This is a genomic window from Streptococcus oralis subsp. tigurinus (assembly GCF_002093545.1).
Lineage (GTDB): Bacteria > Bacillota > Bacilli > Lactobacillales > Streptococcaceae > Streptococcus > Streptococcus oralis_C.
Genome location: NZ_LNVF01000004.1, coordinates 19,828 through 41,445 on the forward strand (window position 1 = coordinate 19,828; position 21,618 = coordinate 41,445).

The 21,618-nt window shown below is 39.1% G+C and carries 17 protein-coding genes; 1 reads left to right on the top strand and 16 read right to left on the bottom strand.

Going from position 1 to position 21,618, the window contains the following annotated elements:
- Nucleotides 1–3: 3 nt before the first annotated feature.
- From ATE34_RS06000 to miaA, 6 genes are all read right to left on the bottom strand, one after another.
- Entirely contained in the window at nt 4–573 is a 570-nt protein-coding gene (locus ATE34_RS06000; RefSeq protein WP_000422115.1) for a hypothetical protein, read from the bottom strand.
- 202 nt (nt 574–775) lie between these two features.
- A complete protein-coding gene (locus ATE34_RS06005) occupies nt 776–1,531 on the bottom strand; it encodes an SDR family NAD(P)-dependent oxidoreductase (protein WP_084911324.1) in 756 nt (251 codons plus the stop codon).
- A 20-nt stretch (nt 1,532–1,551) separates the two neighbouring features.
- A complete protein-coding gene (gene rnz / locus ATE34_RS06010) occupies nt 1,552–2,481 on the bottom strand; it encodes a ribonuclease Z (RefSeq protein ID WP_084911325.1) in 930 nt (309 codons plus the stop codon).
- Nucleotides 2,482–2,495: 14 nt separating this feature from the next.
- Nucleotides 2,496–3,119 carry a cystathionine beta-lyase gene (locus ATE34_RS06015; RefSeq protein WP_084911326.1) on the bottom strand — a complete coding sequence of 208 codons (624 nt, stop codon included), beginning with the start codon at nt 3,117–3,119 and terminating at the stop codon, nt 2,496–2,498.
- Nucleotides 3,112–4,350 (bottom strand): GTPase HflX, encoded by a 1,239-nt coding sequence (gene hflX / locus ATE34_RS06020; RefSeq protein WP_084911327.1) that lies wholly within the window; start codon nt 4,348–4,350, stop codon nt 3,112–3,114. The genes ATE34_RS06015 and hflX overlap by 8 nt, the downstream gene beginning before the upstream one ends.
- Nucleotides 4,343–5,227 carry a tRNA (adenosine(37)-N6)-dimethylallyltransferase MiaA gene (gene miaA / locus ATE34_RS06025; RefSeq protein WP_084911328.1) on the bottom strand — a complete coding sequence of 295 codons (885 nt, stop codon included), beginning with the start codon at nt 5,225–5,227 and terminating at the stop codon, nt 4,343–4,345. Before miaA ends, hflX begins: the two co-directional genes overlap by 8 nt.
- Nucleotides 5,228–5,347: 120 nt before the next feature.
- On the opposite strand from miaA, the gene ATE34_RS06030 reads away from it, so the two are divergent.
- Nucleotides 5,348–5,518: a DUF3042 family protein gene (locus ATE34_RS06030; protein ID WP_001051782.1), complete on the top strand. Its 171-nt coding sequence runs from the start codon at nt 5,348–5,350 to the stop codon at nt 5,516–5,518.
- 422 nt (nt 5,519–5,940) lie between these two features.
- On the opposite strand, the gene gggC is transcribed toward ATE34_RS06030, so the two are convergent.
- From gggC to ATE34_RS06075, 10 genes are all read right to left on the bottom strand, one after another.
- Nucleotides 5,941–7,485, bottom strand: a complete 1,545-nt coding sequence (gggC, locus tag ATE34_RS06035) for a streptosactin export ABC transporter GggC (RefSeq protein WP_061428084.1) — start codon at nt 7,483–7,485, stop codon at nt 5,941–5,943.
- Nucleotides 7,478–8,674 carry a streptosactin maturase GggB gene (gene gggB / locus ATE34_RS06040; RefSeq protein ID WP_081102494.1) on the bottom strand — a complete coding sequence of 399 codons (1,197 nt, stop codon included), beginning with the start codon at nt 8,672–8,674 and terminating at the stop codon, nt 7,478–7,480. The genes gggC and gggB overlap by 8 nt, the downstream gene beginning before the upstream one ends.
- Nucleotides 8,675–8,741: 67 nt before the next feature.
- Complete coding sequence (gene gggA, locus ATE34_RS11365) at nt 8,742–8,846, bottom strand: streptosactin (RefSeq protein WP_000369345.1); 105 nt, start codon at nt 8,844–8,846, stop codon at nt 8,742–8,744.
- 51 nt (nt 8,847–8,897) lie between these two features.
- Complete coding sequence (locus ATE34_RS06045; RefSeq protein ID WP_084911329.1) at nt 8,898–9,788, bottom strand: helix-turn-helix domain-containing protein; 891 nt, start codon at nt 9,786–9,788, stop codon at nt 8,898–8,900.
- A gap of 636 nt (nt 9,789–10,424) precedes the next feature.
- A complete protein-coding gene (locus ATE34_RS06050) occupies nt 10,425–11,264 on the bottom strand; it encodes a thymidylate synthase (RefSeq protein WP_084911330.1) in 840 nt (279 codons plus the stop codon).
- Between the two features lie 98 nt (nt 11,265–11,362).
- On the bottom strand, nt 11,363–12,322 hold the full coding sequence (locus ATE34_RS06055; protein ID WP_084859402.1) for an ROK family glucokinase: 960 nt from the start codon (nt 12,320–12,322) through the stop codon (nt 11,363–11,365).
- A 100-nt stretch (nt 12,323–12,422) separates the two neighbouring features.
- Nucleotides 12,423–13,208: an excalibur calcium-binding domain-containing protein gene (locus ATE34_RS06060; protein ID WP_009755276.1), complete on the bottom strand. Its 786-nt coding sequence runs from the start codon at nt 13,206–13,208 to the stop codon at nt 12,423–12,425.
- A gap of 60 nt (nt 13,209–13,268) precedes the next feature.
- Nucleotides 13,269–13,886, bottom strand: a complete 618-nt coding sequence (locus ATE34_RS06065) for an alpha/beta fold hydrolase (RefSeq protein WP_084911331.1) — start codon at nt 13,884–13,886, stop codon at nt 13,269–13,271.
- Nucleotides 13,887–15,608 (bottom strand): aminodeoxychorismate synthase component I, encoded by a 1,722-nt coding sequence (gene pabB / locus ATE34_RS06070; protein ID WP_084911332.1) that lies wholly within the window; start codon nt 15,606–15,608, stop codon nt 13,887–13,889.
- A 74-nt stretch (nt 15,609–15,682) separates the two neighbouring features.
- Nucleotides 15,683–21,616 (bottom strand): ZmpA/ZmpB/ZmpC family metallo-endopeptidase, encoded by a 5,934-nt coding sequence (locus ATE34_RS06075; RefSeq protein ID WP_084911333.1) that lies wholly within the window; start codon nt 21,614–21,616, stop codon nt 15,683–15,685.
- Between the last annotated feature and the right edge of the window lie 2 nt (nt 21,617–21,618).

Consider the following 21,618-nt stretch of genomic DNA (forward strand, 5'->3'; position numbering starts at 1 on the left):
TTTTCAATCATAAACTCCGACCAGACTCTGCCAGAATATCAGGCTGGACGCATTCCCTATTCTAGTCATCAAGTGGATGAAGTTACTTTCACAACCCTTCCAAACTGCAAATTGGGCCGTTCCCATGGCTCTCACAAATACTAGAAAATCTGGTGCCAGCCATATTTTTTCATCATAGGTCAGCTCTGCATCAAGAGCATAGACCGCCCCAGATTGACAATCCAGCAAAATAGTGTAGGGATCTCCATTTGCAATGATGATCAGACCTCTTTCTTGTAGAGTCGAGTAATCGTGGTATTCCAAATTGCGATTGATCAGCCAAGTAAGACTAGTGTCGTCCCCATATCCAAACTGGTAACTTAAAAAACCGACCTGCCCCCAGTTATAGGCCAGAATATACTTCCTAAAAATCGGATCCAAATCTTGTATTTGCAGTTGTTTTTTCAAACGATCCAGTTCAGACACAGGCACTTCAGTATGGCTCAGGACAATTCCTTCTCTTATCTCAGGGTCAAGCCCTTGTATTGCTTCCTCAATAATGGAAATAATTTGGTCAATTGTCAATAATTCCATTGTCAACCTCCGGCTATACATAGGGCATTATCTAGGGTAAGCTAGCTGGTTTGGGACTTCATTTATCTAATGAACTTTCTTATCTCAATTATACTCCAAAACTGTCAAATAGAGATAAACTACCAGTATTTTCAGGGATTATTTTTGATCAACAACTTCTCCTTATTAAAGCAAAAAGCCATTCCTCAAGGGAACAGCTTTCTCACTTATAATTAAAGGTTTCTCCAGCCAACTTATCAGCTAACTTGGGAAAGAGGCTATAAAATTTGTGGGCTAAATTGAGCGAAAGAGGAAGATTGAGTTCTCGTTTGTTTTTTCCTATGGTCTTGACGATTTTTTTAGCAACCGCATCTGGTTCTAAGAGAAATCGGTCAACCGACTTGAGGTAGCTACCATCTGGGTCTGCCTGGTCAAAAAAGGCAGTACGAATCGGTCCTGGATTAACCGTAGTTACATAGACACCATAGGGCATGAGTTCGAGGCGCAGAGCATTTGAAAATCCAATAGCCGCAAACTTGGTCGCCGAGTAAAGACTGGACTTGCTAGTCGCTATCAAACCTGCCATACTGACGATATTGATGATATGGCCTTTTCGGCTTTCTTTCATACGAGCTGCAAGACGACGAGACAGATTCATCAGGGCAAAGGTATTAACCTCAAACATCTGGTGAATGTCTTGATCAGAGATCTTGTCAAACTCTTCAAAAATCCCGTAACCAGCATTGTTAATCAAGACATCAATCTTGCCATAACGGAGATAGAGGTCAGCTACCAGAGCTTCTAGGGCTGAGTCATCAGTAATATCGATTTCAATCAATTCCACATTAGAATGATTTCCGTAGAGTTGGGCTAGTTTTTCCTTGTTTCTACCTAGTAAGATGAGTTGGTCATTTGGCAAGAGTTTGACCATTTCTTGGGCTAAGCCACCGCTAGCTCCGGTAATGAGAATAGTACGCATACTTATCCTTTCTCAATCTTCTAAATTTCCACTTCTTCCAAGTCTTTGACCACATGGACATTTTCAAAAACAGTGGCCGCATCTTTCTTGAGCCGGCTGATATCTTTTGAGAGGAAGCGGGCGCTGATATGATTGAGCAAGAGGCGCTTAGCACCGGCTTCTACTGCTACTTGTGCTGCCTGCATATTGGTTGAGTGACCATGATTGCGGGCAATCTTCTCATCACCCTTGCCATAAGTCGACTCATGGACAAGGACATCGGCATTGACAGCTAGACGCACACTGGCATTGGTTTTTCGGGTGTCACCAAGAATAGTGATAATCTTACCTGGACGGGGAGCTGAGATATAGTCAACTGCCCTGATTTCAGTTCCATCTTCGAGAACAACATCCTGACCGTTTTTGATTTTTCCAAAAAGCGGGCCAAATGGGACACCAGCTGCCTTAAGTTTTTCAGCATCCAAAGTTCCTTCTAAGTCCTTTTGCATGACACGATAGCCAACACAGAAAATAGTGTGGTCCAGCTCCTCTGCATACACCGTGAATTTATCGGTCTCAAGGATTTTCCCTAGAGAATCTTGGTCAAACTCATGAAAATGAATGCGGTAAGGCAGACGAGAACCCGACACACGTAGACTGGTTAAGACAAAGGACTTGATCCCTTGAGGTCCGTAGATGTCCAAATCTGTCTGCTCCTCATTGGCCTGAAAGGCACGGCTAGAAAGAAATCCTGGCAAGCCAAAGATATGGTCTCCATGCAGATGAGTGATAAAGATTTTGCTGACCTTCCGTGGTCGAATCGGGGTTTCCAGAATGCGATTTTGCGTTCCTTCACCACAGTCAAAGAGCCAAACTTCGTTAATCTCATCCAAGAGTTTCAGGGCGAGACTTGAGACGTTGCGGGCTTTAGAGGGCTGACCAGCTCCCGTTCCTAAAAATTGAATATCCATTTGATACTTTCTAATTAATCAATATATAACATGGCTGTGCGGTTTTCCGATCGGAAATAGCGCTTGCCAGAAAAAGCAACAGCTTCTTGTAATAAATCCTCTTGGCTATAACCTTTGAGACGTTTGCGACCATCAGCCAAGCTTTCCAAATCTGTCAAAGCTGTGAGACTCTCCACACTAACAACTTCTTCGTCTCCGGCATCCTTCATGTAAATCTTTCCAGACTCTTCAAAGACCAACTGATGAGGGAAAATTTGCGCAATCTCAAAAAGCAAGTCATTCGAGATTTCCTCTTCATTTTCAGAGAAAATCCTTCCCAGTCCTTCACTCTCGTAGCAAAATCCAAAAGATTTGCCAGATAAATTAAGACGAATGAAAGGCTTATTTTCAAAGGTGAAACTTGGCTCAGCATTGTAGAGATTCAATTCCTGGCTTAGTTCTACAAAATAATCCGTCGCAGCTTGAGGACTCTTTTTCTGGTAGAGTTCTGCAAAGTAAGCATTCACTACACTGGGCGGAGGGGTGATGAGAGCCAACTGCTCTTGTTCTGTTTTGCCAGCTAGAAGTTGATCCAGATAGACCTTATCCAGACTTGTATAGCCCCCATATTTTAGAGCCAAGGTTTTAATATCAGTCATAAAATTCCTCTAACCTCCATTTGTTTTTCTCCGAAATATAGCCTGTAATCGCTTCTCCATCATCTTGGTAGTCACGATCTTCAAGAATCGCTACACTTTCCAAATCATGAATCTTGTAGGACTTAGAAAAAGGCACCCGTAGAGTAAAGGATTCAAAAATATCCTTGATTTTCTCTAAAAATAAAGCCTGCAACTGCTCACGACTATCCTCAGACTTGGCAGAAATGAGGGTATAGGGCGTCTGAGTAGGCGTGAAATCCTCCACCAAATCCGCTTTATTATAAAGGGTCAGACGAGGAATATCCTCCATATCCAAGTCTTTCATGATAGACAGAACCGTTTTTTCATGCTCCTCGTGATAAGGATTGCTGGCATCAATGACATGAACCAGAAGGTCTACATGCTTACTTTCTTCCAAGGTTGACTTAAAACTGGACACCAATTCTGTTGGCAAATCTTGGATAAAGCCAACAGTATCAGTCAAGGTAACCTGAAGATTGCCTCCCAGATGGATACTCTTAGTCGTCGCGTCCAGAGTCGCAAAGAGTTCGTCCGCTTCATACTGGGTCTTACTGGTCAAGGTGTTCATGATGGTTGACTTCCCAGCATTGGTATAACCAATCAAACCAATCTTAAAGGTACTTGACTCCAAGCGTTTTTCTCTGACTGTCGCTCGATTCTTCTCAACTACCTTAAGCTGACGCTCAATATCTGTGATTTGATTGCGAACACTACGTCGGTTCAGTTCCAACTGACTCTCACCTGGACCACGGGAACCAATTCCCCCTGCCTGACGGCTGAGCATAATTCCCTGACCAACCAAGCGAGGTAAGAGGTACTTAAGCTGGGCCAAATGCACTTGAAGTTTTCCTTCATGGCTTCGAGCTCGCATAGCAAAGATATCCAGAATCAACTGCATACGGTCAATCACCTTGACACCCAGAACTTCCTCTAGATTGACATTTTGCCGTGGTGTCAGACGATTATTGACGATGACAGTGCTAATTTCTTCCGCATCTACCATCAGTGCAATCTCTTCCAACTTACCAGAGCCAACAAAGGTCTTGGAATCATATTTTTCACGTTTTTGTCTGTAGCTATCGACTACGACTGCCCCAGCTGTCTTAGCCAGACTGGCCAACTCTTCCATGGACAGGTCAAAATTATCCATGCCCTGCAGTTCAACACCAATTAGCAGGACCCGTTCTTCTTTTTTCTCCGTTTCAATCATTTAAAAACTCCTCAATCTGGCTTAGAATACGCTCCTTCACGCCAGACTCTCCTATCTGATAAAAGGTCATCTGCATGCGATTACGGAACCAGGTCAACTGACGCTTGGCAAAACGACGGGTAACCTGTTTGAGACTCTCACTAGCTTCCTCTAAAGTCTGCTCCCCACGGAAATATGGAAATAGTTCCTTGTAGCCAATTCCTTTGGCTGCCTGCGCATCAGGGTAATGGTCAAAAAGCCACTTGGCCTCATCCAAAAGCCCAGCCTCAAACATCAGATCCACTCGGTTGTTGATACGTTCATAAAGCTGACTACGCTCATCATCTAAGCAGATAATCAGAGGTTCATACAAAGTCTCTTGATTTTCCAAATCCTGACCAAAATGGGCAATCTCCAAGGCGCGCATGGCACGACGACGGTTAAACTGGGGAATTTCAAGACCTGCTTGCTTAACAAGATGGGCTAATTCCTCATCTGAATAAGGCTCCAAACTAGCCCGATAAGCTACAATCTCCTCATGAGGTGTTTCCCCACCTAGATGATAGCCTTCCAGCAAGCTCTGGATATAAAGTCCAGTTCCACCAGCGATAATGGCTAGCTTGCCACGGCTTTGAATATCCTCAATAGCCTTCTTAGCTTCTGAAACAAAATCAAAAGCCGAGTAAGACTCGGTCACCTCTCTGACATCAATCAAATGATGAGGAACAGCTACTTGCTCCTCTGGGCTAGCCTTGGCCGTCCCAATATCCAATCCTCTGTATACTTGCTGACTGTCACCACTGATCACCTCTCCACCAAAGCGCTTGGCCACTTCAATAGCAAGGGCTGTTTTCCCAACAGCAGTCGGTCCAACAATCACAATTATTTTTGTTTTCATCTTTTTTCCTTGAAAAATTCCCATTTTTTCGTTACTATTATTATATCACAAAAAGGTCGGTCAGAAAAATGCTACCTCTTGAGGAGCCTGGCTGATCGGGAAGATAAAGGAGGAAGACTCATGGCTAAAGGATTCGCTAAAGGTCTTGTAACAGGTGTCGCAGGAACTGTCGCTGCCGTTGCAGGTGCAGTATACGCAATTAAAAAGAAAGTGATTGAGCCAGAAGAGCAAAAAGCAGCTTTCATCGAAGAAAATCGTAAAAAAGCGGCTCGCCGTCGCGTATCACATTAAGCAACAAAAGAAGTTGGGGATAAACTTAATTTGAGGAGAATACCCAATAAATATTTCCACAATAAAACACATAGTATCAGGTATTCAAAAAGCTGATACTATGTGTTTTTTGATTTCGACGACTTTTAACCCATACTTTATAATTAAAAAGTAGAAATCGAATTGATAAATAAAGTATGAATCTATATTACGAAAGTTAGACAGAAAATTTCATGATTGAGGTGTAAATTAAATATGTTTGCTACTATTCTTTACTTATATTATTCATAAAAAGGCAATATTGAATCTATTAAATTTACAATATCAGATTTTGTAATAACGTATATATACACAATGACGTTAACTGTCATCCAAATGCAAACAATTCGCGTACTAATAATTTTACAAATGAACGAGACATACTTTCCTCTTTTTATTGATTGTCACTGAGACAAATTAATTACTTTGTCGTATTGTGCAAGTGTCTCCTCATCATAATGGTGGATTACCTCAACCAAGGTTTGTGGAAGGGTTAATAAGATATTTGAAATTTGTTTTGAATTCACTTTATCAAGATTGGCTTTAACCTCGTCTGCCAAAATCAGATCACTATCATGATACAAACTGCGAGCGATTTCTATACGTTGCTTTTCCCCACCAGAAAGATGATTTCCATAAAGAAGATGTCCCTTTAAAAATTCTAGATTTACTCGATTAAGAATCAGGTCCATCTTTATATTATCCATCGACTCTCCAAGGGTAATATTCTCCTCAAGTGATAAACCATCAAAAATATAGGAATCTTGTAAAATATAAGAAGCTGATTTGGCAACTTGCTCTTGATTTAAGATCTGACCAGCATAAGTCACCTTCCCCAAATCTGGAGATAGTTGCCCATAGATGAGGTTAAGTAAGGTTGACTTACCACAACCACTTGCACCTATTAGAGCAATTTTTTCTCCTTTTTTAATTTCAAATGATAGATTTTCAAAAAGTATATTATCTTCAAAACTTAAACTGACGCAATCAACTAAGATAGGAAAAAGTGATGTTGAAGACAGGTCATCTGTTTGTATAATCGCATCTTGAAGTAGAAAATCATAACGATTCCTAAGCTGCTTGCTTGATTTATAGGTATTGATAAAATATGACAATTCATTGAATTGATAGCCTATGTTATGAGATACTAGATAAATTGCAACAAAACTAGCTCCTGACAAATAATTATAATAAGTCATTATACCACCGATAATGATGGGAACTACCGAACAAAATGCGTCAATACTATTAATGAGAATATTATTAATCGTACGTTGTTGTTCATAACGAATGTCCTGATCAATTCTCTTCGACAAGGCTCTTCTGAAAAGAGAATAGAAGAAATCCATAGCACCGTAATTTTTAATCACACTCTCTCCACCAATGATATTCGTTGTCTGAGACAAGTACTCCTGATTCGACGTCGCTTTTTCCTCAGAAATAAGGGCTAATTTTTTACTACCTATACCACTACAGAGTGCAGGCATAGAGTAAAAAAAGATAAATATCCAGCCCAACCAAAAATTTGTTGTCAATGCATATACAATGGAAACTATTGTAAAACCAACTGAGGAAATAATAATGACTGCTGGTTCGAGATAAGACGTTTCTAATTGTTTGACATCGTTTTCAAGATTGGATAGGATATCCTCTTTTTTACTATTTTTATTATATAGAAAATGCTCAAACAATTTATATTTCGTGATCCAAGTGAAATCTGCTACTAACTTGGCATAATAATACCTTTTCCCAGCCAATCCAATAAGAATAAATAAATTACCAATTATACCTACAGTAAGGGCTATCCATAAATCATCCAGAATCTTCTTCTCAAAACTGGCTATAATCATCGATACCAAGGTTGGTGTGATGATAGCCTCTAACCACGTAATAGCAATGAAAATAAAATAGAGCACCAAATGTTTTTTTGTGATGAACTTTTTAAGCATATCTAATGAACCTTTCAAAATTGTTAACTAATTTTGTTAAACGCTCTTTATCCTTACTCAATTCAATAATTTTATAAATACAGTATTCCATTAAATCTTGTTTTTTACACTCAATAAATTTTCCTTCTTCAGAAATAATTGATGAATAGCCATCAATCATATTTGCGACACATTCCATGCACATTCCTCTACACCAACAATCTTTACACTTAGAAAAGTTATCCTTATTATTGAATTGTGTAACTTTATCACTGCTATGGGTCCCCCAAAATCTAAAGCAAGATTTAGTTGATCCATCAACATCAAATGTTATTGTTGTTTCTGGATCAATATCATCACAAAACGATTCTATCTTACTTTTAAAAATCATTGAAAGTAGCACATCATAAACAATCGGGCTAATGTAGTTTTTAACATTATTATTGATAATATCTTCGAATGACTGATCGATAAATGTTTTTCTATTTTCTTCAGTCATTTCCATTTCTTTAACTATTAGAATTTTATTTTTGCTAAATACATTATTGATATTAAATCTAACACCCATATCAGTAAAATATCTATAGATATCCCCTTTTTGAAATCCAAGTATTTGATGCATCCGCGTGTAAGTAGAAGCGACTTCAAAATTTTCGTAATCTATTTCTTTTAAATACTGAATAAAATTCAATGTTCGTCTATGACTTCCCTTGCCTCTTAACTTATCGTGAATCAATTGTGGGCCATCAAGGCTAACTGTTAAAAAAGGATGATAATTGTTAATCATCATTTCAACTTTCTTATTTAGGATGGTACCATTTGTCACAGTTTCAATTTTTTGAATCTCAATATTTTTAGATAGCTTTTCAATAATATAAACAAACAAATCAATATTTAAAAACGGCTCGCCTCCAAAAAGGATTAATCTCTTTATACATTGAATTCTGCGAGAGACTAGCTGATCAATAATTTTATCTGCTGTATCAATATTCATCAGTTGATTCATCATTCCGTAATTACCACCATCAGCATAGCAGTATGTACATGAAAGATTACAGTTATTTGAAATATTGATTACTACTTTTTTTAAAATACTATAATCGTTTTCTTTTTTGATATTATTATTCAAATCATCTATTGAAGTTGATAAAGTAAAGGTTTCAGAATTAAAATAAAGAGTATCAGATTCTGTAATAAATGCTTTTAACATAATTATTCCCCCTATATAACATAGAGAGGGAATAAAAATCCCTCTCACAATAAAAATAAGATAGTCGTTACCGACCTCCACCACAAGAATGACTAGGGCCGCAATCATGAATAACATAGGCTGATTTATTGGCTAGTAATTCTTCCAAATCGATAATTTTGAGATTATCCATTTTATTGTCCTCCTTTATTTGATGATATGATTATATCATTCAATAGTTCAGTCACAATTTCTTTCCCATATCTGCTTGACGACTGTCCTCCCCTAAAACTTTTTTTAAATGTCCTTCATAAATCTTTGCTAAGTGGTTACTGCCTGCTAATTTTATTGCTCCAATACATTTTTTCATTTCAATAATTGCAATCTTATTTCCGTTTTTTTGATAGCGATAAAGGTTTTGAGCATAGAGAAAAATGAGTCTTTCATAAATTTCTGTCTCGATAAAAAAGCATTGTTTCAATTGTTTTTCAAAATACAAAGCATCCATAAACTTTTTCTTTTCAATACAGGTAATATAAGCATTAAGCAACATGGTTGAAATCAGGCGTCGATTAATAGGAATTTCTTTATAAAAATCTGATCGTCTAGACATTTCTCTTGCTAAAACCATAAAAACATCATGTTTTAGAACATCCAAAGTATTCATGAAAATCAACAATTCATAATATCCCCAATATTCAACACCAAATAGATAATCGGTTAAATCATCCAAATCTGTTTCATTATAGTATTTTTCTCCCGATAAATCCTGAAGGCGAATTTTAACTAAAATGGTATTTATATGATGAAATTTCTCTCGTTTTCCTTCATTTTCCATTTGAGATATCAACAATCTCTTCATCCCTTCAATGTCGCCAGTCGTTACACATTTCCTAACCTGAGCTAATAGTTCATTTAGTTCATCACGATGAAAATCATGAACGGCATACATAAATTCATCAATTGGCATGTTAATTTCATTTAGAATATGTATAAACTTTGAAATGGTTAAATCCGTTTCTCCTTTTTCGAAACGTGAAAGCTGAGATGTTGATATACCAGCCTTCGTGAGATCCTTTAACCGCAATCCTCTTGATTCTCTAAACTTTTTAAAAATTTCTCCAAAATTTTTCATTCTGAACCTCCATCACGCATATATGGGAATATATTTTATTCACCCCAATAATAACATATAATAAAAAAAAACAAAAGTGAGGATTACACATGAAAAAACAAAAAATATTACCACTCCTACTCTTTTTACTAGAAGGAATTATTATTATCGGAGTTGGATAATCTTAATTTCTAAGGAGAGTTTTGCCTAGACTGCTCATCGATAAGTACTGCTGAGCGCCGGCTTATAGTTTGGAGGCAGGTAATGTACGTAACAGTCAGGTATTGCCTGCCCTCTTTAGCTAGATAGAAAACATCAAACTTTCTTACATTATCGCGAATTCCAGTTACAAAACTCCCATTAAACTTAAGTTCTTACTGAATTAAGACATCACTCCTATCTCTCCTTACACTCGTCCTAACAGACAGAAGGATATGCTTAGTCCGAAAAAGTTTAACTATAGTCAGCACAATGACTCCTATACCTGTCTTAAAAAGGCTTTTCGCTAGACCACTACAGTTGACGAAAAGCCTGCTTTTGCAGATTATAAATTTGAACTTTATCCTCATAAATTACAACATAAGAAAACACCTCATAAGTTAGATTTTTCTGTCTAACTTATGAGGTGTTAGTCATAGAAGGATATTTACATTTTTCTTAAATAGCCAAATCAAACTTCAGTTGTGGCTTGACTGGATCATAGTCAACCAACTCAAAGTCTTCCGCTTTGATATCAAAGAAATTAGTCCCATCAGGAACATTCAAGACCAAGCGTGGTTGGCAGTTTGACGGCTCACGACGGAGCAATTCCTCTGCTTGTTCAAACTGATTATCATAGATATGGAGGTTATTGATAAAGTAAAAGAACTTTCCAACCTTCCATCCAAAATGCTTAGCAATCATCATCTGAAGAGCCACATACTGCATAGCATTGATGTGGTGTGCAACCAGCATATCATTCGAACGCTGGGTCAAGGTCGCATCCAGATAGATTTCCCCATCAACGCGACGGACATCAAACATGGTCTGAAAGGCGCATGGAAGGAGGCCGTCTGTCTCCTCAAATGCTTGGTAATCCCAGAGTGAGATGATATTGCGGCGGTTCCAGGGATTGGCTTCCAACTGCTTGAGAATCTTGTTGATGATATCGTGCTTTTTAACCACAGCCCCATAGCGCTCACCGATAGTCCCCGTCTCTCCCACTTCCCAGTCATTCCAGTAGTGGACATTGTACTTGTCATTGAGCACTTCTAGGCTATTAGACTGATCTTGGTAGATCCAGAGTACTTCCTTGATGGCGGATTTGATTGCAATGGGTCGCAGGGTTGTGATGGGAAATTCCCCTTTTGCCAAGTCATACTCTGCAAAAGCACCCGTTACGTACTTGGAGTTGGCAACAGTCCCATCCTTGTACTTGGGACGAGCCTGCTCAGAAAAGACACCGTCTTTGAGGATTCGTTCAATATTCTCTTTAAAAATCGTATCTGCTTTTGTCATTTACTCTCACCTCATTTATTGTCCTAACTAGTATAGCATAAAAAAAGAAAGGAGGAAAATCACTGGCTTTAAAGTAGTGTTTTCCCCTTTTTATTATCTTATTGCAATACAAGTGATGCTGCTCCGATAACTCCAGCGTCATTTCCTAGAGTTGCGAGAGCTAATTTAGTTGATGTGCGTACTTGTGGGAAGGTATTTTCATCATAAACCTTTTGCACGCCTTGGAGAAGGAATTCTCCCGCAGCTGATACTCCACCACCAATAACGATTGTTGAAGGATTGAGGATTGAGCCGATATTGGCACAAGCGATTCCCAAGTAACGTGAGAAGTTACGGTAAACGATCAAGGCAAGGTCGTCTCCTTCTTTTGCAAGGTCAAAGACAGTTTTAGCAGTTACTTCTTCTCCGTCATCAATCAAGCGTTTCAAGGTCGCATCGCCTTCGTATTCATCTGCATATCGACGAGTCAAGTTGACAATCCCTGTTGCAGAAGCAACTGTCTCAAGACAGCCTTTTTTACCACAGGTACATGCGATTGGTTGGTCAAAGTCAACAGTGATGTGGCCAAGCTCACCTGCTGCACCAGCAACACCGTGAAGCAATTTGCCTTCTGCCACGATACCGCCACCAACACCTGTACCAAGTGTCATAAAGACAACGTCCGGTTGGTTGTCACCAGCCCCCATCCAGCGCTCACCAAGAGCAGCTACGTTGGCATCATTATCAATGAAGAATGGAATCCCCAAGGCTTTTTCAATCTTTTCTTTAATCGGTTGAAGGGTTTTCCAGTTGAGGTTATATGCACCGATAACAGTTCCTTTTTCACGGTCAACCACACCAGGTGATCCCATTCCAATCCCTCGGAAATCCTTAGCTGACAATCCAAGCAAGTCCAAACGATGCTGAATAGACTCAATCATATCATCTACAATGTGGCTTCCTTCGTCCAAAATGTTGGTCTTGATAGACCATTTTTCTTGGATTTCTCCTTCTTGAGTTAAAATCGCAAACTTGATAGATGTTCCACCAAGGTCAATCCCAATAATCTTTTGACTCATCGTCTTCTCCTTTTTAATTGAAAATGCTTACAGATATAGTATAACAGAATCGTCTGTTTTGTGCAAAGGTTTGCATTAACTTCCTAGAAATTATTCTGATTTATGGTTTCCAAAGGCCAGAACCATCTACGTAGTATCTGCCACCATCAACTCGCTCATTCTTTGCCATTTTACCATCTGATTTGAGGTAATAGTTCCCTTGCCAAGTGTTTCTAGCATAAACACCATTGGATTTTAGGTAGTACCATGCTTGATAACTGGTGTCATAAACCCATTCACTTGCTGCCATCTTACCATTCGACTTGAGATAATAGCTTCCTTGCCAAGCGTTACGGGCGTAAGCTCCGTCCTCTTTTAGATAATACCACGATTGATAATAGGAATCATATAGCCATTCACCTGCTGCCATCTTACCATTTGATTTAAGGTAGTAGCTTCCCTGCCAAGTATTTCTCGCATAAGAACCGTCGGATTTTAGATAGTACCAAGATTGATAGCTAGCATCATAAATCCACTCGCTGGCTGCCATCTTGCCATCTGACTTAAGGTAATAGCTACCTTGCCAAGTATTCCTAACTGCATGCCCATTTTCAGCAAAATAATACCAATAACCGTCCTGTTTGACCCATCCGCTAGCTGTGACATTGGATTGCGAACCCGACTGGCGTGGTTTAAAGACTCCCCGAGGTGCATTTGCACGTTCACAAGCTATCCCATCACCATCACGATCTAGTTTAGAAGAGTAACCTGGTTCTCCTCTATGAATATCAGAGTAACCATTTTCCCATGCTTCTCTACAACTAGAAAAATGAATATTTTCCTCTGCAGTAACTGGTTCGGTAAATAGTCCCCAAACTAGAAGGGCAGCAAAAGCCACTTTTAGCAAAACTTTTTTTTCATTATTCTCTCCTTTTTTGATACCGTTTTCGCTTTTATTTTACCAGACTTATTCCAGCAATTCAAGAAAACTTCTAGTCTTTTCTGCAAACTCCTTCGGTTTGTCAGTGTTCAGTGTGTGAGGACCGTCAGGAATAATCTGCAACTTAGAATCTGACATCAATTGATGAAGGCCTCTCATAGAACTGAGATTAGGCTTGTCTTGGCTACCACAAATTAGCAAGGTTGGATAGTAACAATTCTGTGCTACTTGGGTTAAATCAAGTGTTTTCAATTCCTCAGAAACACCAACCATGAGAGCTTTGTCTGCTCCCTGCTTTTCAAAAAAACTTTTTGGAAGTAGTTTAAAAATCATCAACTGGATTCTAAACAAGATATTACCTGCTAGTTTCACTGGACAGCCTGACAAGACTAAACCTTGAAGATTTGGCAAATCGTAACTTGAAAGCTCTAGTGCAAGAGTAGCACCGAGGGATAAACCGATTAAAACAAAAGGTTTCTTCTCCCCTGATAGGTATTTAGCTATCCGTTTTTTGGCTTCCTTATAAGACCCAACCCCCGTAGGAAACAATTCAAGGGCCTCAGAAGGATGATTGGCAAGTAGATCCTGAACTTCCTTCCAGCTTGCGGCCGTCTGACCTAAGCCATGTAAAAATATCAATTTCATTTATTTCTCCTTCAATAACAACTCATACAAGCCTCTGACTGCATTACAGCCATAGACAGCTTCTGCTTGGTTCAAGTCTGCCAAAGTCAGAATTTTCTCTTCTACCTGTCCTTTTCCTAGCAAATGCTGACGATAGATTCCTGACAAGATGCCAAGATTGATAGGCGGTGTGTAGAGCTTCCCGTCAATTTTCAGAACCAAATTCCCGATAGACGTTTCCAAAAGCTCCCCTGCTGCATTATGGTAAATGATTTCCTGTTTACCTAGACTTAAGTGTGGTCTATGAGTTGTTTTAAAGTAGGTAAACGCCTGATTCAAATCTGCTTCTTGCAGGCAGAGTTTAGCTTTGCAGAAGCTTGGACTAAGAGGTGTTAAGATTTGGCGACTGAGTTCTATCTCTCCAGACTTGCTGAGGCTTATTCGCAAACGGTAGTCTTGGTGGGAAGCACAAGCTCGACACTCTTCCTCTATCTTTTGTCTCAGTTCTTCTGGATCAAAAGGATAGGCAAAATAACGACTCGCCTTTGTCAGTCTTTCCAGATGTTGATCTTCAAACAACAGTTGTTTTTGGCTGATTCTCCCAGTTGTAATCAATTTGAAACGAGCTTGTTTACGATAGAGAACAGCCGCCTTTTGATGAACCTCTCGGTATTCAGATTCCCAAGTACTATCCCAAGTAATGCCACCACCCACTCCATAGATGGCTTTCCCTTGATGCAGTTGGATAGTCCGAATGGCGACATTAAAAATCCGTCGCCCATTTGGAAGCAAGAGACCAATAGTTCCACAGTAAACCCCTCTAGGTTGAGGCTCCAAGTCCTTGATGATTTTCATGGTAGCAATTTTCGGAGCTCCCGTTATGGATCCACAAGGAAAGAGAGAGCGAAAAATGGCAACCAAGTCCACATCCAATCGTAACTGACTCTCGATGGTCGACGTCATCTGCCAAACAGTTGAATACTGCTCCACTTGGCACAGACGTTCTACATGCTCACTGCCCACTTCAGAAATACGGTTCATATCGTTGCGCAAGAGGTCCACAATCATCATGTTTTCAGAGCGATTTTTAGGATCCTGTTCTAGCCAGCTAGCTTGGGCAAAATCTTCTTGGTCAGTCACTCCACGCTGGGTTGTTCCCTTCATTGGTCGCGTTGTCAACTCACGGTCATTTTGCTCAAAAAAGAGCTCTGGACTCATGGAAATCACTGCCATCTCGTCATGTTCAATATAAGCATTGTAGCCCGCCTCCTGCTCTACCACCATACGATTGTAGATGGCAAAAGGATTGGCACTTAAGTCTTGCTTGAGTTGGACGGTGTAGTTGACCTGGTAGGTGTCCCCCTGACGCAAATGATGGTGAATCTGGGCAATAGCCTTTTCATAGTCTGCTTCAGACGTTACTTCCTGCCAATTTGAAGGCAAATCAATATCATCATAAGTCAGAGGAATAGGCGATGTTTCTACCCTATCATGAACTGTAAAGTAAAGCAAGTACTCGCCCAGTAAAGGAGCTTTATGAACTGCTAATTTCTCCTCAAATGCAGGTGCAGCCTCGTAACTGACGTAGCCTACCACATAATAGCCTTGTTCTTGGTAGCTTTCCACCTGTGCCAGCAGGTCCGCAACTTCTGCTAAATCTCTCGTTTTTAACTCTTTGATCGGCTGGGTAAAGGTGTATCTCTCGCCCAAATCTCTAAAATCAATCACTGTTTTTCTATGCATACCTTAAGTATAGCATAAAAAGGCAGATACAGACAAAGCTGATCTACCTTTTTTCATTTTACTAGTCCTATCTACTATTTAGTGAATAAATCTCCAGTAAATCCGTCTGATTTCTGCAAGAGTTGTTTGTAAACTTTCCATTTAAGATTCACTGTATTATCAAATTTATTACCTTGAAGGTCTTTTTCAACTGAAGCATCGAATAGCTCTTGAAGTTTTTCATATGTTGAAATCTTTTGACCATCAATTTCAATTTCTACAAAACCTTTCTCAGCTTTAGCTCTGACTTCTTTATACCATTCTTTCTTCCACTCTTCTAATGTATTAAATCTACCTTTAGAAACTTTTTGGATGATAAAGTCATCACCTAGACCTACGTTACCGGCTACTTTAGATTCTTGTTTATACTTGTTAGATGCATACCCTAAGAATCCATCAAGGTAACCGTAGTAGCCCCACATACGGAATGTATTGTGTTTGAATGAGATTGAGCCAGCCGTACTCTTACTTGTGTTACCACCGTAAATACCAGTCATCATATTCACAACAGTATAAGCAGAATCGAATCCTTCAGTACGGTAATGACCATTACCTGGTAGCCCGTGTTTAGTAGCGAAGTTGTTATCTACAAGTTGATCAATAACTGTCAGTTTCATATTCTTCTCATCATCATTTAAATCACGAACTAAATCCCATTGGTGTGGTGCACCTTCTAACTTATTATAGCTCGCTTTTTCGCGATATTTCTTATCGATTTTCTTGAACCACTTATCGTTAGTTCCAGTATTTTTCTTGATGACAGATTCTGCTTCTAAGTAATCAAGCATCATCATTGATTCGTTATAGTTCTTCATGTAGTGATCAATCTTCTCACGACTACTTAACATATTAGGATCATAGTTATAAATTTGTGTACCATCATTTTTACGTTCGTACGCCATATTTAATCCAAGTGAACCATATTCACCATTATAGTTTGTAAGAGATGGTGATTGTAGCATACCTTGAGCAAATGATTCAATATCTGTCCCTTCACGGTGACGCCATGTTCCTAAGTAGGCCATACGGTCATTGATATGAGTTGTTTCGTGAGTGAATGCAGATGTACCATAATCACTAATCATACTAGAGATGATGTAGTATACAGCTTCTGAATTTTGTGGGTTAGAAAAGATATAAGCATACGCACCCATACCGTTATATCCGTGCCATTTACCTGTAGGTCCATAGAACTCACGAACTGGAGCATAGTCACCATTCTTATTATGACCCATTCGGTCAGCCCATCCATTACCTGGAACATCTTGGTTATCCCAAATTGCTGATGGAACCATATTTTCAGATTTCAACAACTGATTACGTACATTATCAGCAGCAAGTCTTGACCAGAAGTCTAAGTAATTAATTTGCTCTTGTGCACGTAAGTCGATTTCTTTCTTAAACGCTTCACGTTCAGCTTCTGTATTCTTACCATATTTCTCAAATGCACTAAACGCTAGCGTATTGTACGTTGAAATTAAGAACATGTGAGCCTTCTTCGTATTAAGAAGTGGTAAAATGTATCGACCATGTTCACCGTTATTTAAGTTTTCATATAAGTGATATTTCTTATTAGCAAAATCAGGGTTAGATGATTGTTTCTCAACTACATAGTTAGTATGAGAAATAGCTTTCTTATACCATACATTCATATCAGTATCTTCTGTAAAGAGTTTCATGTTATATGTTAAGAAGTCATTTAAATTACCTTTACCTGTTGCTCCCGCAATCACATCACGATAAGCATCTTGAGTTCGATCCCCTTTCAAGAAATGTTCACGTGAACCAATTTGAATCAATCTATCGATAACGCTAACGTTCTTACCATAAAAATCAGGCTTGAACATCATGAGGTCTTTAATGCTCATATCATTGTATTTAAATCCATAATAACGATTTAAATAAGTAAGACCCATCATAATCTTAGCTTTATTGTCTTCCACTTTTTTAAGAAGAGCTTTCATGGCAGCTTCATCACTATTCAATTGATGGTCTTCGTTTTCAACTAAAGCTTTGACTAATTTATCTAAATTAGCTTTCGTTTCTTCAAAGCTTTCTTCAAGGAACAAGTTACGAATGTAATTGTTCTTATGATTGTCACTATTCTCAGCTGGTTTGTTACGTTTGTCCATTAACGCACGCACTTCAGGTGAAATCAATTCAACACCTGCTAATTTTGCTTTAATATCGTTGATTAATTGTGTTCTATCTTTAACAACCATATTCGGTGTATAAACGACGTCACCAAGACCTTCGATACTATATTCACGAACTTGTTGGACTTGAGAATCAGCTTTACGTGTGACAACTTTTTCTTCCTTAGTACCATCAGCATAATGAATCATAATATGATCAACATCTGACAAGTCAGTTACAAATTGCCCATCTTTCATACCTGTCACAGATAATACTTCTGTAGTTAATAATTTAGATCCTTCAGGAGTCTTATTACCTTGATTCACAATCCACTCTTTATTGTAGAACGGTTGAAGTTTTTCAACATTTCGGTAAGCAAGTTCACGTTCTGCATTATAATCTTGAGTAGTTTTGTACGTGTCTTCTTTATACGCTACGTGATTTAATTTATCAGTCAAATATGGTGTGATTTCATATTTATCGGCTGTGATATTGAACGAAGCAATCCGTTTATCCGCTTCTGCTTGGTCGACACCCTTAATCTGTTTTGAACGGTTATAAGAAACGTTACCTGATGCAACATCGTTCACATACACATTGTTCTTGAAGTAATCAAATCCGAAGTATGGGTCACCTGAGTCAACTGACCCTGAACCATACATCATTTCACCATTTGTCACTTTCATCATGCTGACGTTATTTTCAACCCAACCCCAGTCATAGTTTTCGTGAATTAAACCACCGCTTTGATTATTGGTTTTGAGTGTCAATGTCCCTTTGATCACAGATTTAGTTAAACGACCTTTTTGTTTAACATCATTTGGATTTCCACCATGGTTGACTTTGGCAATCAATCCACCAAATTTAGCATTGTTGGCTTTAATGTCAGCTTCAACATAAGAACTATCTACATTGCTTCTCCAGCTTTCACTTACGAGTCCACCAGACCACCAACCTTTGTTACCTACGCTTTCGATTTTACCGATAAAGGCTACATTACGCATATTGGATTCATCTAGTTTGTTGACCATACCTGTAACGTCGTTATTACCAACCACATTACCCGTAACCTTAATATTCTCAATCGTTGAGTTCTTAAACATATCTCCAAGTGGAGCTGTTTTATCAGCCCACGACATATTGATATTCACATTACCAAAGTTGATGTCATGAATATAAGCATTTTCAACACGGTTGAACAATGGTCGAGCTAGATTGTGAATGGTATAACGTTTATCACCTTCACTATACAACTTACCTTTAAAAATGTTCGTCACGTATTGTTTATTCGGAGTCGGAACATTTGCTGCATTAAGATCCGCACCAAGTTTAAACTCACCCGTTGGGTTAGCTTGCATATCTTTTACAAGCTCATTGAAGTTGTAATATACATTACCTTCTTTTAATTTTTGTTTTTCAAAGTAATGAACATACTCTTCACTGAAAGTATCATCTGCTCTACGTTGAACTAAGTTTGGAGCTTTTGCTACCACTTTGTACAATATTTTTCCATCGACAACCACTTCTTCAACAGAACTTACCGTAAGTCTTGTTGTCTTATTATCATGAGTTGTCACTCGTAAGTAAAGTGGAGTAACGTCTGTCGGTTTTTCAGTAAGTAAGCTCTTATCTGTTTCAACACCAGCATCATCCACACTCATCAAGCTTGTTTCTTTGATGTTTTTGATTTCAACTTTTTTAAGGTCAAGTCTTAGCGGTTCTTCTTTCAGAACCTCTTCCTCATCACCCTCACCACGGTCATAAACCATCTTCGTTTCAAGTTTATAATCCTTGTAGTACTGTAAATCTGTCAGGGTAGTTGTCAAGTCGTCTGGTGAAACATTCAAGGTTTTGACAATCTCATCACCTTTTTTCAGAGTTAAGGTAATAGATTTAATGGCTGCCTTACTTGGATTTTCTAGACTATACTTAACATCTGAAGTACGCTTCAAATCCTTAGGCTCAACTGCTGTGATGGTCAATACTGGTTTTTCAAAGGTCTTGGTACCACGTTTCAAAATTTTGTCTTGAGGTGCCTCAAGAATTTCCTCTGTAACTTTTGGAGCGTCCTCTATTTTAACTCCCTTAATGGTATTAAAGGTCTTGGTGATTTTTTTCTGGCCTTCTTTTCCTTCTTGAGCTACAACTTCTAAGCCTTTTTTCAGTTGGTCATCTTCTTTAACAACTTCCTTAAATGGAATCTTTTCAAGACTTTCTTCTACAAGAGTTCCTTCAATTGGTTTAGTCCCACGACTTACCTGTTGGTTTACAGGCTCCTTGGTAACTTCTGTGCTAGTTGAAAGAACTTGGTCAGTTTTAACACCTTCTACTGTTTTATAAGTTGTTTTAGTAACTTGACTACCTTTTTCACCATTTCTTACGACAGTTTCTTCGTCCGTATACTTGGTTGGATCCTCAGTCGTTTCAGTTTTGTAGTCTAGGTCTGTAGTCGATGTTTCAACAAGGGTTCCCTCAGTTACTTTGTACTCAGGTAACTGTTCTTGTACAAGAGCTTGACCTACTTTACCTTCCTCTTGTGTACCTTTTACTTCTACTGGAGCATCTGGTAATGTTGGTTGCGTCAAAGCTTGACCTTCTTTGCCTTCTTCTTGAGTTCCTTTTGCTTCAACTGGAGTCTCTGGCAATTCAGGTTGCGTTAAGGATTGTCCTGCCTTACCTTCTTCTTGAGTTCCTTTTACTTCAACTGGGGCTTCTGGTAATTCAGCTTGTGTTAAGGCTTGTCCTGTCTTACCTTCTTCTTGTGTACCTTTAGCTACTTGGTGAGTTGGTTCAGCTTGTGGTACTGGAGTTGGAGCAGGTTGCACCTCTTTCTTAGTTCCGACTGCAATGACTTGAGACACAGGATTTTGGACTACTTGGTCTTCGATGACTTCTCTAACTTCTTGACCGTTAACCATCGATACCTTGGTTACAAGGCGACGCTGACCATTTACTCCGGCTGCGACGATACGAGTCTCTCCTTCTGCTAGATTCGCATCTGGGCTTGTGACTGTTTCAAAAGGAATCTCTACCAAGCTCTCTTCCTGTCTAGTCTGAGGATTCTCAAAAACTGGTTTTTCTTCAACAGCAGGAGAAACCGGAGTTTGTGCCACAGGTTTTTCAACGACGGTTTCTGGCGCAACAGTCGGTGTTTCTTGAACTACTTCTGTTTTCTCGATTTCATTTGCACTTTGCTTTTCTACTGGCAACTGAGGCTTCTCAGCTGAAGCTGGTCTTGATGGGTGGAGTTCTGCTTCCTTGAAGTAACCAATGTATTCATAGCCATCAATATGGATAATTCCTTCAGCCAAACCTTCATGTGTAGAGGCCGAAATAGTTTGGTTATAAGAAAGCAATTCTTTATTTTCAAATGCAAATGTCCCATAAGGTACAAAAGTGCTGGCTCCCAAAGAACCAATCAAGAGAACACCTAGGACCTCTTTGCGACCTTTTTTGGATACCAAAAAGACTGCTAGTGAGGCTGTTGCCAAGCCAAGACCAGCCAAGGCTAGTTCTTTACTTCCTGTGTAAGGAAGTTGTTGACTGTTAGTTGCTTTCTTGCGATAAACTACATAGAGAATATCTTCATCTTGAAATTCTGTAGGAACTTCATGGTGAATCAGGGCTTTTTCAGACTCGGTCAATTCCTGCTCCGCCAAATAACGGTAATGAACACTATGAGCACCGCCAGCTTCATTGGCATGCACTTTATCTACTGAAAGGGTACTGACACCAAAAAGGAAGGCCCCGATGGCTACAGGACCTACTCCAACAGTGAGCTTACGAATCGAATATTTGGTGATTTTTTCTAGTTGTTGTTTTGTTTTTCTCATTC